This window comes from Geomonas sp. (genome assembly GCF_056994735.1).
In genome coordinates, this window is the sequence record NZ_JBXKJL010000082.1 from 1 (window position 1) to 16,111 (window position 16,111).

14 protein-coding genes are annotated in these 16,111 nt (G+C 59.8%); 9 read left to right on the forward strand and 5 right to left on the reverse strand.

Going from position 1 to position 16,111, the window contains the following annotated elements:
* Positions 1-459, forward strand: a 459-nt coding sequence (gene msrA, locus AC11W3_RS03690; protein WP_484092511.1) for a peptide-methionine (S)-S-oxide reductase MsrA, incomplete at its 5' end; no start/stop codon positions are given.
* A 50-nt stretch (positions 460-509) separates the two neighbouring features.
* On the opposite strand, the gene AC11W3_RS03695 is transcribed toward msrA, so the two are convergent.
* From AC11W3_RS03695 to AC11W3_RS03710, 4 genes are all read right to left on the reverse strand, one after another.
* Positions 510-2,651 carry a hybrid sensor histidine kinase/response regulator gene (locus AC11W3_RS03695; protein WP_484091072.1) on the reverse strand — a complete coding sequence of 714 codons (2,142 nt, stop codon included), beginning with the start codon at positions 2,649-2,651 and terminating at the stop codon, positions 510-512.
* Positions 2,652-2,800: 149 nt separating this feature from the next.
* Entirely contained in the window at positions 2,801-3,292 is a 492-nt protein-coding gene (locus AC11W3_RS03700) for a PaaI family thioesterase (protein WP_484091073.1), read from the reverse strand.
* A 42-nt stretch (positions 3,293-3,334) separates the two neighbouring features.
* Entirely contained in the window at positions 3,335-4,030 is a 696-nt protein-coding gene (locus tag AC11W3_RS03705) for a CDP-diacylglycerol diphosphatase (RefSeq protein WP_484091074.1), read from the reverse strand.
* Positions 4,031-4,062: 32 nt separating this feature from the next.
* Positions 4,063-5,328, reverse strand: a complete 1,266-nt coding sequence (locus tag AC11W3_RS03710; RefSeq protein ID WP_484092512.1) for a ChaN family lipoprotein — start codon at positions 5,326-5,328, stop codon at positions 4,063-4,065.
* Between the two features lie 466 nt (positions 5,329-5,794).
* Between AC11W3_RS03710 and leuB the strand changes: the two genes are divergently transcribed.
* The 8 genes from leuB to AC11W3_RS03750 all read left to right on the forward strand — a co-directional run bounded on the left by leuB (position 5,795) and on the right by AC11W3_RS03750 (position 14,863).
* Entirely contained in the window at positions 5,795-6,883 is a 1,089-nt protein-coding gene (leuB, locus tag AC11W3_RS03715; protein WP_484091076.1) for a 3-isopropylmalate dehydrogenase, read from the forward strand.
* Between the two features lie 134 nt (positions 6,884-7,017).
* Positions 7,018-8,115, forward strand: coding sequence for an aspartate-semialdehyde dehydrogenase (gene asd / locus AC11W3_RS03720; protein ID WP_484091083.1), 1,098 nt, complete (start codon positions 7,018-7,020; stop codon positions 8,113-8,115).
* A 219-nt stretch (positions 8,116-8,334) separates the two neighbouring features.
* Entirely contained in the window at positions 8,335-9,354 is a 1,020-nt protein-coding gene (locus tag AC11W3_RS03725; protein ID WP_484092513.1) for an aspartate-semialdehyde dehydrogenase, read from the forward strand.
* Between the two features lie 183 nt (positions 9,355-9,537).
* On the forward strand, positions 9,538-10,311 hold the full coding sequence (gene truA / locus AC11W3_RS03730; RefSeq protein WP_484091078.1) for a tRNA pseudouridine(38-40) synthase TruA: 774 nt from the start codon (positions 9,538-9,540) through the stop codon (positions 10,309-10,311).
* Positions 10,312-10,512: 201 nt separating this feature from the next.
* Positions 10,513-10,944 carry a 50S ribosomal protein L13 gene (gene rplM / locus AC11W3_RS03735; RefSeq protein WP_484091079.1) on the forward strand — a complete coding sequence of 144 codons (432 nt, stop codon included), beginning with the start codon at positions 10,513-10,515 and terminating at the stop codon, positions 10,942-10,944.
* 22 nt (positions 10,945-10,966) lie between these two features.
* Positions 10,967-11,356 (forward strand): 30S ribosomal protein S9, encoded by a 390-nt coding sequence (rpsI, locus tag AC11W3_RS03740; protein ID WP_484091080.1) that lies wholly within the window; start codon positions 10,967-10,969, stop codon positions 11,354-11,356.
* A gap of 284 nt (positions 11,357-11,640) precedes the next feature.
* Positions 11,641-12,681, forward strand: a complete 1,041-nt coding sequence (gene argC / locus AC11W3_RS03745; protein ID WP_484091081.1) for an N-acetyl-gamma-glutamyl-phosphate reductase — start codon at positions 11,641-11,643, stop codon at positions 12,679-12,681.
* Positions 12,682-12,814: 133 nt separating this feature from the next.
* Positions 12,815-14,863 carry a YgiQ family radical SAM protein gene (locus tag AC11W3_RS03750; RefSeq protein WP_484091082.1) on the forward strand — a complete coding sequence of 683 codons (2,049 nt, stop codon included), beginning with the start codon at positions 12,815-12,817 and terminating at the stop codon, positions 14,861-14,863.
* Positions 14,864-15,104: 241 nt separating this feature from the next.
* Here the strand turns inward: AC11W3_RS03750 and AC11W3_RS03755 are convergent.
* Positions 15,105-16,111, reverse strand: a 1,007-nt coding sequence (locus AC11W3_RS03755; protein ID WP_484092514.1) for a capsule assembly Wzi family protein, incomplete at its 5' end; no start/stop codon positions are given.

A 16,111-nucleotide genomic window follows, 5' to 3' on the forward strand; every position in this document is an offset into this window, starting at 1 on the left:
CCAGGAGTCCTTTCGGTCACCCCCGGCTACACCGGCGGGACCGTCCCCAACCCCAGCTACCAGGAGGTCTGCACCGGGGAGACCGGCCACGTCGAGGCGGTCCGCATCCACTTCGACCCGACCAGGGTCAGCTATCGAGAGCTGTTGCAGCTCTTCTGGCGAAACATAGATCCCACCACCAGGAACCGGCAGTTCTGCGACTTCGGGAGCCAGTATCGAAGCGCCGTCTTCTATCTCGACGAGGAGCAGCAAAGGGTCGCGGAGGAGTCCATGCGCGAGCTGGAAGCCGCGAGACCCTTCGATCGCAAGATCGCCACCGAAATCCTGCCCGCCTCCGAGTTTTATCCCGCCGAAGAGTATCACCAGCAGTACTACAAGAAGAACCCTCAGCGCTACCAGCAGTACCGCGACGGTTGCGGCCGTGACGCCAGGTTGAAGGAGCTTTGGGGAAAGGAGTAACGGCAGGAGCGTCCTCCCTGCGGTGGATGGGGAGACACTTCGACGAGGGGCTACCTTGTGCCCGCCATGTCGATCAAGGTCCGCTGAAGGGTTTCGCAGCGGTAGGGCTTGACGATGGCGGCACAGAAGCCGTGATCGGCATAGCTCGCCATCACCGGGTCGTTGGAGTATCCGCTTGATACTATCAGCCGCGCCGCCGGGTCGAAGGCCAGGATCAGCTTCGCCGCTTCCTTTCCCCCCATGCCGGCAGGTACCGTGAGGTCCATGATGGCCGCGAAGAACGGTTCGCCCGACTCGCTGGCTTCCTGGTAGAGCCGCACGGCCTCTTCACCTCTGCTGCAGGTAACGACGGCATACCCGAGGTGCTCCAGCAGGTTCTGCGTCAGGATCCTGATTCCTTCCTCGTCGTCCATTACCAGGATGGGTCCCCTGGTCCACGTTTCCACAGATGGCGGCGTGGCCGGGCACTCGGCCTCCGGTGCCACCTCTCCCGCCGACGGGAGATAGAAGGTGAAGGTGGTTCCCTTGCCGACCTCCGAGGTGACCTCTATCGTGCCGTTGTGCTTGCTGACGATGGAGTGGACGGAGGCCAGCCCGAGGCCTGTACCGCCGGCCTTGGTGGTGAAGTAGGGGTCGAAGATCCGCCTTATGTCCTCTCTGGAGATCCCGCATCCCTGGTCGGTGAAAGAGATCCTTACATACTCCCCCGGAAGCAGTGACCAGTCGTTGTCGTCGCCTAGGGAGATTTCATCCGCCTTGACGCTGAGTGTGCCTCCGCCCGGCATCGCCTGCACCGCGTTGATGATCACGTTGTTGAAGGCCTGGTGCATCTGCCCCTCGTCGGCCTTTATGGCGGGGAGCGAGGCGGGGAAATCGACCGCGGTAGTGACCTTGCTTCCCCTAAGCGAGAGGGAAAGGGATTCCCGCACCAGATTCTCGACCGCAACCGCCTTCTTTACCGGCTGTCCCCCCCGGGCGAAAGTGAGGAGCTGGTGTGCCAGTTCCGCAGCGCGCAGGGAGGCCTTCTCCGCCTGTTGCAGCGGCTTGTGCCCGGCGTGCGACTCGTCGAGGAGCATCCCTAGGAACGAGATGTTGCCGAGGATGCCGGTGAGGATGTTGTTGAAGTCGTGGGCAATGCCTCCGGCCAGAATCCCCAGCGACTCCAGCTTCTGGGTCTTGAGAAGTTCGTTCTGCATCGCCTCCCATTTGGTGAGGTCGGTGTAGATATACAGGAAACGGTTGTGCACCATGCGGATGTTGAGCATGACGTGCCTGCGGGAGCCGTCCTTGCAGGTGATATCCCCCTCCATCGGTGCGACCGCGGTCCTGTTGTCGCGAGCCTGGGCGATGGCCTGGCTCCAGGCCTCCCTCATTTTGGCGCGGTAGGCGGGGTCGGGCAGGGTGCGTCGCAGCCATTCATCCACGGTGGGAACGTCGTCGAGGGTGTAGCCGAACCAGTCAACGATGCAGCTGTTCAGATACTGGATCCTCCCCGATTCGTCGGTCCAGCCAACGCCGGTCGGCATCTCCTCCATCAGGGCTTTCAGCATTTCCTCGCTTCGCCGCAGCGCCTCCTCGGCCTCCTTCCTCTTCGAGATATCCCGCGCCATCACGATGATGCGCTGGTGGCCGTTGATGGTCGCGTGGCGCATGTTGACTTCGGACCAGAAGAGGGTGCCGTCCTTTTTTTTGCTCCGCCATTCGAACATCTGCGGGATGCCTCGGGCCGAGAGGTCAAGGAACTGCAGAGCCTCGTCCTGCGAATAGGGAGACCGACCTTCGCTGAGGTCCTCCACCTGCAGCCTGAGCGCTTCTTCATGGCTGTAGCCGAACATGTTGCACATGGTCGCATTGACGTCGACTATGTCACCGGTTCCGGCATCGTGGATGAAGAGGGCGTCGTTGACGTTGTGGTAGATGGCCTGGAAACGGGCCTCGCTTTCGGCAAGCTCTGTGATGATTTCGGCATTGCGCCGGGCGAAGCGCCCGATCAGCTGGTAGAGGAGAAACGAGGTGATGAGTACGAAGAAAATGCCTTTGTAGACCTCGATCTCGGAGAGAAGGGCGGGATCGTTGATTAACCAGGAGAGGACGGTGTCGGAGAGGTAGATCCAGGCGCTGCCGAAGATGGCATAGATCACCACTATCTTGGTGGTTTCTCGATTGGCGCCGAGTTTGAGGTTAGTCCGCATGTTGGCTCCCGTCGCAACGCGCAGGTGGTTCGCCCAACGTAGTACAAATTCTGTATACAATGACATGGCGGCAGCGTAGCCGTCAACATCCCTCACAAAATGCCCTGCTTGCGCCGGACACGGACCTCGTCAGCGTCTCATTGAAGCGTCTAGGATCCTTCAGATCCACCCGGATCGGAAGGGTTGCCATTTCCGAAGGTGATGCCGTGCAGGCGGGTGTCGCGGGCGATCTTGAAGGTGGAGCCGAATTCCATCACGGCGCGCTCCTCGTCGTCAAAGATGGTGGCCTGCCCCTTTATGATTCTATCCTCGCGGGAAACCACCCTGGCCCTCGCGGTCAGCATCCCCCTCTTGACGGGATGGACGAATTTCACTTCCATGTCGGTGGTGGCGAAATGCGAGCCGGGCTCCAGCAGGCTCTTGATGGCCATGACTACCGTAGTGTCGGCCAGACTGACCAGTGCCCCGCCGTGCATCAGTCCCGCACCGTTGCTGTAAGCGATGTAGAAAGGCATGGTCAGGGTCGCCTGCCCGCCGGCCGCCTCAACGATGGTCATGTTGAGGAGTCTTTCGAAGGGCGCCGTGCTGATCCAGGCGTCCATGGCGAATTCATGCGGTCCTGTCGATGCTGTGCTGGTCATCTTGTACTCTCCTCAATATCTAATCATTCTACTGACACACCCTTACTTGCAGCGTTCCCGAGTGTATTTCTTCTCCGGGCTCTCCGGTCCCACTACCACGAGGAAGCCGCCCTCGGCCTCCCTGGCAACGAGGACGCCGTAGTCGGTGAGACCCGCTGCCGCCGCGAGAGCGGCGGCCTTCTTCCAGATCTCGTCCAGTCTCTCGATACGGCAGACGTTTGCCTTGCTGAACTTGTCGCGGGCGTCGTCCCGAAGCCGCAGGATATGCACATGGAGCTGGTCCTGCGCCCGCGCGCCTGCCGGGTTAACAGCCAGCGCCGCAGTCATGGGATCGGCGATCTTCGTTTTCGCGGTGGCCCAGGCGAATTCCCAGATCCCCGCTGGACGGTTCGGGTCCTCGACTCCGGTGACCTTGTTGCGGGGGATGGCCAGGCCATGCACGAACCCATCGGGGCATCCGCACGATTTCCGGTCCCGCAGTGCCACGTATTGCGCCGTCTCGGCCCACACTTCGGTGGTCTCCCTGCACAGCAACTCCGCAGCGCATTTGCTGTCGGCCCGAGGGGACCGGCACGTCGTGCAGTAATCGGCGACTCCGGGGTCGAGGCAATTGCTGATGATGTCCCAAAGCACATCCCTCGATCCCGCGGCATGTGCCGAAGGTGAGAGAGAGAGGCAAAGCGCAAAAACGGCTGCAAAGATCGACGTCTTCGCCATGCCTCGAGAGAGAGATTGCAAGGCGGCCCTCCTGTTGATAAATGAAACGGTGACTACGGCTTCCCGTGCTGCTTCGGTTCGGCGGCAGGCTCGGCAGCCTGGAAGGTCACATCCAACTGAAGCGGCTTCCCGTCACGCTCTATGTCGAGGGAGGCATGGTCGCCGGCCTTTTTCTTCTTGATGGCATAGACCAGGTCATAGCTGTCGGAGAGCTTTTCCCCGTCCATGGTCAGCAGCAGGTCCCCCTGCTTCACCCCGGCGCGCTCGGCATTGGAGCCGGGGACGACAGTGGTCACGGTGAGCCCCTTTCCTGATTTCGCCGGCTCGAACGCCACCCCGAGGAGCACTCCCTGCTTGGGAAGTGCATCGTAGGAGAGGAAGGCAAGGAAGTCGTAGGGAGGCATCGGGAATTCCGGGAGGTCTACATCCATCAGCTGCGGTTTCTTCCCCTCCGAAATCACGATTTCGTTCCCGCCGATCAGGGTGTACGAGGTCGGGATGCGGCGGAAGACACGGCGCGGGATGCCGAAGCCGTGGTTGATGTGGTTTCCTCCCGCCACCACAACCAGATGCTTGTCCTTTCCGGCCGGGCTTGCCAGGTAGCGGGCTGCCGACTCCGCCATGGTCTCATCCCAGAGGGTCTGCGCCCGCAGGAACCCTTCAGCGTGCATCTTGCCGTGGGTGTGTCCCGCGAACATCTCCTCGGTCATGCCGCGCTGGTACGGGTCGTCGAGATCCATTTCGGGCAACTGGGCCTTTTCCTCGGGGGAGAGCTCTTCCAGAGGCTTGCTGCGCACTGCCTGCACCAGGCTCTTCTCGGCGTTCAGCGCTATGATCGGGATGTGGCGGTCGCGGGCGTAGGTCAGCAGGTCGCGGTAGTAGTCGAAATCCATCTTCCAACCCTCGAACCACTTCACCGACTTCAGGAAGTTCTTCTCGTCCAGTTCTCCCGCTACCCACCGGTCCAGGATCGGTTGCTGCGAACGGGTGAACATCTCCATCCCCATGGCCACCTTTCCGGGATGACGCTCCTCCATACCCTGCAAGGTCTGCAGCTCGAGCTTGTGCGAGGCGGGGTTGTCGTGAGTCTCGCCGACGTAGACCACGCGTGCATCGGCGGCGACATCCAGCATCTGCGCGAGGCTGACCTTCACTCCCGTCGGGATATGGACTATCTCACCGACCTTGGGAGGAGAGGGGAGGGGATATGGATTCTGCGGGTTACCCATATATTGTTTGTGGGCGCCGGGACAGCAGGCAGACAGGGTCAGAAGAGAGAGGGCGGCTGTAACCAGCAGCGGGCGAGAAAAAAGAGACATGTTTCCTCCAGGCGTTGAACGTCCCCGGCCAGGCCGGCTGGCCGGCTCCACGAATTGCAGGTGTTGCACACATGAGAATCACGGGGAGGTCCCTTCATTTAAAGCAAGAGCCGCCCCATCACCACCCGTCGAGGGCGCTGGTATCTGGTGGGTGTGGATTTGACGGCTTTAAGAAAATGTACCATACCATTCATGAAGAGAAACTGCAAGTTCCCGAGGAGATGGAGTGGAGGCGAAGGGAGATAGGGGGCGCGCGGTCGCACCGCCTCTTGTCGCGTAGGAGCTCCCTTCCGGCCGCCGATGTTCGCGCCCGGAAGGGAGCTCCTACGTCTGTGGTTATGTAAACATCGGGCTTCTCGCCCCTGTATCGGGTGCTTAAACCTCTGTTTGACAACCTTTTTGTTGTTGACAATATGACGCGTCCGCTAATAGAATCGCCACTTTAAAATAATAGTGGAGGTTTGCAATGGGAAAGCTTTATAAGGTGGCGGTTCTGCCGGGTGACGGCATTGGTCCGGAGGTGATGGCAGAGGCACTGAAGGTGCTGGATGCGGTCGAGAAACGCTATGATGTGACTTTCGAGCGGACCCCGGCAAACGTCGGTGGGGCCGGAATCGACCTCGAAGGTCGCGCCCTTCCCGAGACCACCGTTAATATCTGCAAGGCCTCGGACGCCATCCTCTTCGGTTCGGTGGGTGGACCGAAATGGGAGACCCTCCCCCCGGAGGAGCAGCCCGAGCGCGGCGCACTCCTGCCGCTTCGCAAGATCTTCGGCCTCTACGCCAACCTGCGTCCGGCCATCATCTTCCCCTCGCTGACCAGCGCCTCTTCGCTCAAGGAAGAGGTCATCGCCGGCGGCTTCGACATCCTGGTCATCCGCGAGTTGACCGGTGGCATCTACTTCTCGCAGCCCAAGGGGATCGAGGGTGAAGGGCGCGAGCGGATAGGCGTCGACACCATGCGTTACAGCATTCCGGAAATCGAGAGGATAACCCACGTGGCATTCCAGGCCGCCCGCAAGCGCGGCAAGAAGGTCTGCTCCATCGACAAGGCCAACGTGCTGTCGACCTCCGTCCTCTGGCGGGAGGTCGTGATCAACATCGCCAAGGAGTACCCGGACGTCGAGCTCTCTCACATGTACGTGGACAATGCGGCCATGCAGCTGGTAAGATGGCCGAAGCAATTCGACGTCATCCTCTGCGAGAACATGTTTGGCGACATCCTCTCCGACGAGGCGGCGATGCTGACCGGCTCGCTGGGCATGCTCCCCTCCGCATCGCTCGCCGAAGGGTCCTTCGGTATGTACGAGCCCTCCGGCGGCAGCGCCCCCGACATCGCCGGACAGGGGATCGCCAACCCGATCGCACAGATCCTTTCCGCAGGCATGATGCTCCGTTACTCCTTCGGCATGGTCGAGGCCGCCGATGCCATCGACAACGCCGTGGCCAAGGTCCTCGACCAGGGCTACCGCACCAAGGACATCTACCAGCAGAAAGACGGCGAGAAGCTGGTCAACACCAAGGAAATCGGCGACGCGATCATCGCCAACCTTTAACCGCTTCTTTAAATCCTGGTATTGCACATACGAGGTGCGATAAACCCGGATATTGGAAGGGTCGTGTTGTAGAAAAATGAACCTAAGTCAGCTTAGTTCTTAAATAACGTATCAAAAGGAAAGCACCTATGGCTATGAAAGTCGGACTTGTCGGTTGGCGTGGCATGGTAGGCTCCGTTCTCCTCCAGCGCATGCAGGAAGAGAACGATTTTGCAGGCATCGACCCGGTGTTTTTTACCACCTCCCAGGCGGGGCAGCCTGCTCCGATGAACGCCGGGACCCTGAAGGACGCTTCGGATATTTCCGAGCTGAAGAAACTGGACGTCATCATCACCTGCCAGGGGGGTGACTACACCAAGGCTGTCCGTCCCGAGCTCAACAAGGCGGGCTGGAAGGGATACTGGATCGACGCGGCCAGCACGCTCCGCATGGAGTCCGACGCCGTCATCATCCTCGACCCCGTTAACCGCGCTGTCATCGATGCCGCCCTCGACAGGGGGATCAAGGACTACATCGGCGGCAACTGCACCGTCAGCCTCATGCTGATGGCTCTGGGCGGGCTCTTCCGGGCCGGCGTGGTGGAGTGGATCTCGTCCATGACCTACCAGGCTGCCTCCGGTGCCGGGGCTCCCAACATGCGCGAACTGCTGGGCCAGATGGGCGTCCTGCACGGGGCGGTCTGCGAGGAGCTGAAGAATCCGGCCTCCGCCATCCTGGAGATCGACCGCAAGGTCACCGCGACCCTCAGGAGCGGGGAACTCCCGACCAAGGAGTTCGGTTTCCCGCTGGCCGGCAGCGTCCTTCCCTGGATTGACCGCGAAGTCGAAGACGGGCAGAGTCGCGAGGAGTGGAAAGGCTATGCCGAGACCAACAAGATCCTCGGCACCGCCACCCCGATTCCGGTCGACGGGCTCTGTGTGCGCGTCGGCGCCATGCGCTGCCACAGCCAGGCCCTCACCATCAAGTTGAACAAGGATGTCCCGATTGCGGATATCGAAGAGATGATCAAGAACGACAATCAGTGGGTGAAGTTTGTTGCCAACAACAAGCCTGACACCCTTGCTCAACTCACCCCTGCCGCCATCTCCGGCTCGCTGACCGTTCCTATCGGTCGCGTACGGAAGATGAAGATGGGACCGCAGTACCTCTCAGCCTTCACCTGCGGGGATCAGCTCCTGTGGGGGGCTGCCGAGCCGCTGCGCCGCATGCTGCAGGTGCTTAAGGAGAGGTAGTCAGTCCTTTTCTATTTTGAGTAGCAGTCGAAGCGGAGCGCGTCCCCCAAGCAGGATCGGGGGCGCGCTCCTGTTTTTATTTACCCCCATGTTGCTGATGCCTCACCCGTAGGAGCGCCCTTCACCTGATGCCTCACCCGTAGGAGCGCCCTTCCGGGCGCGAACCTTCATGGCGCGAGAGCGTTACAGGTGGAGTAAGTTTAAAAGGAGAAATTATATATGAGCAAGCTTTGGAATATTGCTGTCGTAGGCGCTACCGGTGCGGTTGGAACCCAGATGATAGAGTGCCTAGAGGAGCGTGATTTTCCGGTAGGGAAGATTAAGCTTCTGGCCAGCAGCCGAAGCGCCGGCCAGATCCTGGAATTCCGCGGGAAATCAGTGCAGGTTGAGGAGCTCACCCATGATTCCTTTGAGGGGATAGACATCGCGCTCTTCTCTGCGGGAGGTGCCCGTTCCGAGGAATTCTGCCCTTCGGCAGCGAAGGCCGGCGCGGTTTGCATCGATAACTCCAGCGCGTGGCGGATGGACAAGGACGTACCTCTCGTGGTCCCCGAGGTCAATCCGCACGCTATCGCGGATTACAAGAAGAAAGGGATCATCGCCAATCCCAACTGCTCCACCATCCAGCTGGTGGTGGCGCTTAAGCCGCTGCACGACTTCGGCACCATCAAGCGGATCGTCGTTTCCACCTACCAGGCCGTATCCGGCACGGGCAAGAGGGCCATTGACGAACTGCGGATCCAGACCGGTGAGCTGCTGAACGGTCGTCCCGCCAAGAACGAGGTTTATCCGCATCGCATCGCCTTCAACTGTCTGCCGCAGATAGATTCCTTCTGCGACAACGGCTACACGAAGGAAGAGATGAAGATGGTCAACGAGACCAGGAAGATCATGGAGGCGGAGATCAAGACGACCGCCACCTGCGTCAGGGTGCCGGTTTTCTATGGGCACTCCGAATCGGTCAACATCGAGACGGTGAAGAAGATCACGGTGGAGAAGGCGAGGGAACTCCTGGAGGATGCCCCTGGCCTTGAGTTGGTTGACGATCCGGCTGGAAGTGAATACCCGATGGCGATCAACGCGGGTGGTGAGGACCTGACGCTCGTGGGGAGGATCCGCGAGGATGAATCGATCGACAACGGTCTCAACCTCTGGATCGTTGCCGACAACCTCCGCAAGGGTGCGGCCACCAACGCCGTGCAGATCGCGGAGATATTGATCGAGAAGTATCTGAAGTAAGAGATTGGACGCGCTGCTCCTCGTCCGCGGAACTAGAGATGGGGCGACTCCCCCTTTGGCAAGGAGGAGTCGCTGAGGCACCTCGTCGCGAGATTGAGGAAGTAATTCTCTACTCTACCCAATGTTTCGCCCAGTTCTTCAAGGGTTGCAGTATTAGAAACTTAAATTCTTAACAACGTCCCTATGCGCAATATCAAACTGATTGTCGAATATGACGGCACCGCCTATTCGGGGTGGCAGGTTCAGCCGAACGGGATCTCGATCCAGGAGGTCATGGAGGGGGCGCTGTTGCGCCTGCTCGGCGAGCCTGCCAAGTTGCGCTCTTCCGGACGCACGGACGCCGGTGTCCACGCCCGCGGCATGGTGGCTTGCTTCAAGACGGAGAAGGGGATCCCGTTGCGCGCTTTCCGGGAAGGGCTGAACACCATGCTCCCCGATGATATCGCCGTGCGCGACGCCTGCGAGGTCCCGCTTCACTTCAATCCACGGGCTGATGCTGTGGCCAAGCACTACCGATACACGTACCTCCTCGATAACCTTCGCTCCCCGCTGGCTCGCCGCACCTCGTGGCGTCTCGCCGGACGCCTGGACATCGAGGCCATGCGCCTGGCCTGTGGCGAGTTCATCGGTGAACACAATTTCGCCGCCTTCCAGGCGGCAAAGTGCGCGGCCAAGACAACGATACGCAACATCAATTCGCTTGAGCTCGTGCAGGAGGGGCTCTCCCTTCATCTTGAGGTGAATGGAAGCGGCTTCCTCCGCAACATGGTCCGTATCATGGCTGGAAGCCTGGTCGAGGTGGGGCAGGGGAGGAGGTCGCCGCAGTACATCGCCGAGCTCCTTCGCGACGGGGACCGGCATCTAGCGGGAATGACCGCTCCGGCTCACGGCCTTTGCCTGATGGAGGTTTTTTATCCCCCCGAGACGCTGGAGTTTCCCGAGGACTCTCTACCTTGAGTAGCCTCCTTCAGGCTCTCCCGCTGTCACGGAAGAGACCTCGCCCCCAGACCCTCTCCCGCTGGGCGAAGGGGATGCAAAGGATTTCCAATCTTCTGCAGACATTTTGTCTTGACATGGCACTTCAAATCGATTAAATTTTCAACTTTCCGTAAGTCCGAGTGCTGACGAGTGCTAATTCCAGATAGCTGTGAGGTTTAGATGAAGACGACGCAAGTTGCCAAAAAAGAAGATGTGACCAGGGATTGGTATCTGGTTGATGTTGATAATAAGGTGCTCGGCCGTGTTGCGACTGAAATCGCCAACGTGCTGCGCGGCAAGAACAAGCCCACCTTTACCCCGAGTGTCGATACCGGCGACTTCGTCATCGTGGTCAACGCGGAGAAGATCGCCCTTACCGGCAAAAAGTTCTCCGACAAGACCTACTATAGCCACTCCTCTTTTCCGGGCGGGCTGAAAGAGATCTCTGCCGGCAAGCTGATCGAGAAGAAACCCGAAGAACTCCTGAAAAAGGCTGTCAAGGGTATGCTTCCGAAGAACAAGCTGGCCCGTCACATGCTGAAGAAGCTGAAGATCTACAGCGGTGCTACCCACCCGCATTCAGCCCAGCAGCCGAAAAATCTGAACATCTAATTCGTTCATCAGGAGATATGAAATGGCAGTGAGCTTTTACGCTACAGGCAAAAGGAAATCCTCCATCGCCCGCGTCTGGATCAAGCCCGGTTCCGGCGAGATCACGGTAAATACCAAAACTCTCGATCAGTACTTCGGCAGGGAAACCTCGAAGATGGTCGTGAAGCAGCCGCTTGAGCTGACCGAGAATGTCGGCAAGTACGACATCTACGTCACCGTCAAGGGCGGCGGCGACTCCGGTCAGGCCGGCGCCATCAAGCACGGCATCACCAAGGCTCTCATCGAGGCCGAGGCAGAGCTGCGTGGTACGCTGAAAAAAGCCGGGTTCATCACCCGCGACTCGCGTATCAAGGAAAGAAAGAAATACGGCAAGAAAGCTGCCCGCGCAAGCTTCCAGTTCTCCAAGCGTTAATCCGCTTCCAGAGAAGGCCGCTGCTCCAGCATTACAAAGGGGGAATCCACCAGGGTTCCTCCTTTTGCTGTTTCTTCGGTATAATCTACGGGTTTACCCGTGCGGGGCGCGGAACGGCTATCGAGGCAGGGTCTGATAGCGGCGTAAGAAGGGGTTGCCTCTTTAATGTACATAGGGGTAGTATCAGTCTCAGCCGCATGTTACTTTCAGTAACTATCACTACAAGCTCCGTTTTAGCTGGTCCTGCCACAACTACCAATTTCAATTAATATAGGGAGGCCTTCATGCTTAAGGTTGCCATCGTTGGCGCAAGCGGCTACACCGGAGTCGAGCTGCTGCGGATTCTCCATAACCATCCCGAAGTCGCTGTCACCTGCGTCACCTCCGAACAGAGCGCGGGCCGCCCCATAAGCGACATCTTCCCTTCCGTTCGCGGCCGTTACGACATGCTGCTGGAGAACCTGGAACCGGTAACGATTGCCGAAAAGGTTGACGTGGTCTTCACCGCGCTGCCGCACAAGGCCGCCATGGAAGTGGTGCCGACGTTCCTTAAGATGGGGAGGGACGTGATCGATCTTTCCGCCGATTACCGCCTGAGGGATGCCGACGTGTACGGGCAATGGTACGACAAGCACCTTAACCCCGAATTGCTGCAGGAGGCGGTCTACGGCATTCCGGAGCTGCGTCGCGCGCAGATTTCCGAGGCCTCTTTGGTGGCCAACCCCGGCTGCTATCCGACCAGCGTCATCCTCGGGCTTGCACCGCTTCTGAAGGGTAAGGTTATCGACCCGAAGTCGATCATCGTCGACGCCAAGTCCGGGGTTTCGGGAGCAGGACGCGGGGCCAAGGTGGATGGTCTCTACTGCGAGGTCAACGAAGGTTTCCGTGCCTACGGCGTCGGTGGGGTACACCGGCACATCCCTGAGATCGAGCAGGAACTCTCGCTTCTGGCAGGAAGCAACTTGACCATCTCCTTCACGCCTCACCTGGTGCCCATGGACCGTGGCATACTGTCCACCATCTACTCGATGCCGCTCGGTAAGGTCACCGCTTCCGATCTCATTACCCTCTATGAGACCTTCTATGACGGCGAGCCGTTCGTCAGGGTGCTCCCGGAGGGGAGTGTCCCGTCGACGGCGCATGTACGAGGCTCCAACTTCTGCGACATCGGGATCGTCGTCGACAACAGGACCGGCAGGCTTATCGTGGTTTCCGCCATCGATAACCTGGTCAAGGGAGCCTCAGGGCAGGCCATTCAGAATATGAACCTCATGTGCGGCTTCCCTGAGACCCTGGGCCTCGACCTGCTGCCGATTTTCCCTTGATGCTTAATTCTTCGGGCACCCTCTCCCGGACGGAGAGGGGGGCTCGAGGGGGATTTGCTCTAGGTGAAGGGTTGAAAAGCAAATCCCCCTAAATCCCCCTTTGTTAAAGGGGGACTTCACATCATAGGTTTTTATGAAACAGGCAAGACCGGCAAAGCAGCAACCTCCCAGACAGCAATCTCCGAAAAAGCAGCAACCTGCCACTCAACAGTCCCGGACGAAGCCGCAATCTCCGACTCAGCAGTCTACGACGAGGCAGCAAACTCCGACGAAGCAGCAAGCTCCGACGAAGCAGCAGTCCACGACGAAGCAGCAGGCTCTGACGAAGCAGCAGGCTCCGACGAAGCAGCAGGCTCCGGCGAGGCAGCAGGCTCCCAAGAAGGTTCAGCCGTCGGGCGGGCAATCCTCAAAATTCCTTCCCACTACCCTCGCCGAAGCAAACGCGCGCGGCTGGCACGAACTTGACGTCATCTTCGTGACCGGCGATGCCTATGTCGACCACCCGGCTTTTGGGGTGCCGCTCCTGGCCCGGCTGCTGGAGTCGGTCGGCCTGAAGGTGGGGATCATCGCGCAGCCCGACTGGCGGAGCAAGGAGCCCTTCATGGCCCTTGGGCGTCCCCGGCTCTTCTTCGGTGTCGCCGCCGGAGCGATGGATTCCATGGTCGCCCATTACACCCCAGCCCGGAAGCTGCGCCGCGACGATGCCTACACCCCCGGAAACCGCCACGGCGCCAGGCCCAACCGCGCCACTATCATCTATACCTCGAGATTGAAGGAGGCCTACCGCGACGTCCCTGTCGTCATTGGTGGCATCGAGGCCAGCCTCAGGCGCTTTGCTCACTATGACTTCTGGGAAGACAAGGTCCGCAGATCTGCGCTCTTTGATGCCAAGGCTGACCTGCTGGTCTACGGCATGGGAGAGTCGCCGCTGCTGGAACTGGCACGCAGGCTGAGGGCCGGCGAGCCCTTCCCAGCCATAAGGGAAATCCGCGGCACCGCCTATCCCTCTGCCACTCCGCCGGAAGTTCCGGATGGGGTCGTCGAGTTGCCGAGCTACGAGAAAGTCGCATCGGACAAGGCCTCGTATTCCGAATCCTTCCGCCTTCTTTCCGCCGAACAGAACCCCGGGTGTGCCAGGGTCGTCATCCAGCGCCACGGTGAGCGGTACCTGGTATGCAACCCGCCCTCCGAGCCGCTCTCCGAGAAGGCGCTGGACGATATTTATGCCCTTCCTTTCCAGAAGGCCCCGCATCCGAGCTATAAAGAGGTCATTCCCGCCTACGAGCAAATAAGAAGTTCCATCACCACCCACCGCGGCTGCTTCGGCGGCTGCGCCTTCTGCGCGATCACCCATCACCAGGGGAAAACGATCCAATCCAGAAGTGAGAAGAGCGTGCTCCAGGAACTGGAAAAGCTGGCAGAGCTTCCCTGGTTCCGCGGGAGCGTAAGCGACCTCGGCGGGCCGACCGCCAATATGTTCGGTCTTTCCTGTGGCAACAAGGTCGCCGGATCGAAATGCCGTCGGGAGAGCTGTCTCTTCCCCAAGCCCTGCGGCAACCTGATCACCGACGATGCCAGAAGTTCGCGGCTTTTGTCCAAAGCTCGCACTATCTCGCGTATAAAGCACATCGCCGTCTCCTCCGGCGTCCGCTATGACCTCCTCGAGCGCCAGCCCCGCTACCTGCGCGAACTGGTCGGCCACCATGTTGGCGGGCTTCTGAAGGTTGCACCCGAGCACCTCACTGACCGCGTCACCTCCGTCATGCGCAAACCGGGACGCGCCTCCTTCGAGCGCTTCAGGGACTCGTTCCTGAAAGAGAGCTGCAAAGCCGGGAAGAAGCAGCACATCGTTCCCTACTTCATCTCCGGACACCCGGGCTGCACCCTCTCCGACATGGTCGATCTCGCCCTCATGCTGAAGCAGTGGGGGATGAAGGTCGAGCAGGTTCAGGATTTCACTCCCACGCCTGGAACCCTTGCCACCTGTATCTACTACACCGGACTCGATCCCTTCACCGGCGAAAAAGTCTATGTGCCTGGAACGGACCGGGAGAAATCCCTCCAGAAATCTTTGCTCCTCTACCATGTTCCCGACGAGCGTAAGAGCTGCCTCGCCGCGCTGAAGGAGTGCCATCGCGAAGCCGCGGCTGCCGTGCTCTTCGGGGGCGGGGAACGGTGGTAACCCGCTGGAGGGGCCCGGTCTTCGGCCCTGATTAGCCCCTGACCAGCTTCCAAAACTGTCATTCCCGAAGCGATTCTGATCGGGAATCCAGTTCCTAAACGTGAAATCTGGATCCCCGAAAAGGGCATTCGGGGATGACAATCTCATAGCGGAAGATTAGTGGTAATCAGGTGAAGGGAATAATGTCGGGAAGATGGGGATTTATAAGACGAGGTGGGTCACTGTGCGGTATTTCCCAGACTCAGTAGTGATAACCAAGATCCAGCTTCAGCAGCTGGTTGGTCTGCTGCGCCCCGCCTACCAGGTTGAAATTGTCGATCATCTCGATGCCGTACATGATGCCGCCATCGATCCGCTCCCGGATGGGAAAGTTCCAGAAGATCCGCCCGGCATTCTTTTTCTCGACCTGCTGGCTGCCGACCCTCCCCTCATGTCCCCTGTCGGTCCGGAAGTATTCCAGCGCCATGTTGTGGCGGGGTGAGAACCAGTGGCTGTAGCGGAAGAAGAACTCGATGGCGCCCCCTCCCTGGGAGTGGCCAGGTGTCATCCCTTCATAGACGTACCCCGCCGGGAATTTGACGTCGGTGTAGAGCATGGGGTTGCCGTAAAAGAACTCGAAGCGAAGGTCATCCTTCCCCGATGCCGTCAGGCGCGGAATGAAGAAACCCGCCACGTAGCTCTCGACGAAAGGCCAGAACCCGGCGGAATCTTCTCCGACATACTCCCCGTAGAGCTCCGTGTCGCGCAGCCATGGGATGCGGAAGCGCAGGTCGATGCCGGCGATGGAGTTGTTGTGGTTGGTGTCCCCCCCGCCAAAGATTGCGTCCTGCGTGGTTGACTTCTTGGTAAACCCCGGTCCCCCCTCCTGCCGCACAAAGTTGCCACCGATCTCGAACCATGGCGTCGGCATCACGGAGAGCTTCGCCCCGAGGAAGTAAGGGTGGCGCAGCGTGGCGCCGCTGCCGGTCTCGTCGAAACGGGAGAAGATGAGGGCGTACTTCACCTCCCCCAGATAGCGTTTCAGCCACTTTACATCGATGGGCTCCGGGCTCGACAGCTTGATCAGGTCGAAGTTTCTGGCGTTGTCGGTGAGGGTCAGGGCGCCCCGGTAGCCCGGTCCAAACCAGTTGGCATCCCGCCCGATTTCCAGCTCGGCTCCGCCTCCGCCGACCTTCAGATAACCCTTTTGCAGCCTCAGCCACTCCTCATCCTTGCCCGCTAAAAGCAAGGGCTCGACCAGAGCCGACA

What these genes read in the sequence shown, in the direction of transcription:
- AC11W3_RS03695 (WP_484091072.1), bottom strand. Translation starts at nt 2,651, where the DNA reads ATGCGGACTAACCTCAAACTCGGCGCCAATCGAGAAACCACCAAGATA.
- AC11W3_RS03700 (WP_484091073.1), bottom strand. Translation starts at nt 3,292, where the DNA reads ATGACCAGCACAGCATCGACAGGACCGCATGAATTCGCCATGGACGCC.
- AC11W3_RS03710 (WP_484092512.1), bottom strand. Translation starts at nt 5,328, where the DNA reads ATGTCTCTTTTTTCTCGCCCGCTGCTGGTTACAGCCGCCCTCTCTCTT.
- leuB (WP_484091076.1), top strand. Translation starts at nt 5,795, where the DNA reads ATGGGAAAGCTTTATAAGGTGGCGGTTCTGCCGGGTGACGGCATTGGT.
- asd (WP_484091083.1), top strand. Translation starts at nt 7,018, where the DNA reads ATGAAAGTCGGACTTGTCGGTTGGCGTGGCATGGTAGGCTCCGTTCTC.
- AC11W3_RS03725 (WP_484092513.1), top strand. Translation starts at nt 8,335, where the DNA reads ATGAGCAAGCTTTGGAATATTGCTGTCGTAGGCGCTACCGGTGCGGTT.
- truA (WP_484091078.1), top strand. Translation starts at nt 9,538, where the DNA reads ATGCGCAATATCAAACTGATTGTCGAATATGACGGCACCGCCTATTCG.
- rplM (WP_484091079.1), top strand. Translation starts at nt 10,513, where the DNA reads ATGAAGACGACGCAAGTTGCCAAAAAAGAAGATGTGACCAGGGATTGG.
- rpsI (WP_484091080.1), top strand. Translation starts at nt 10,967, where the DNA reads ATGGCAGTGAGCTTTTACGCTACAGGCAAAAGGAAATCCTCCATCGCC.
- argC (WP_484091081.1), top strand. Translation starts at nt 11,641, where the DNA reads ATGCTTAAGGTTGCCATCGTTGGCGCAAGCGGCTACACCGGAGTCGAG.
- AC11W3_RS03750 (WP_484091082.1), top strand. Translation starts at nt 12,815, where the DNA reads ATGAAACAGGCAAGACCGGCAAAGCAGCAACCTCCCAGACAGCAATCT.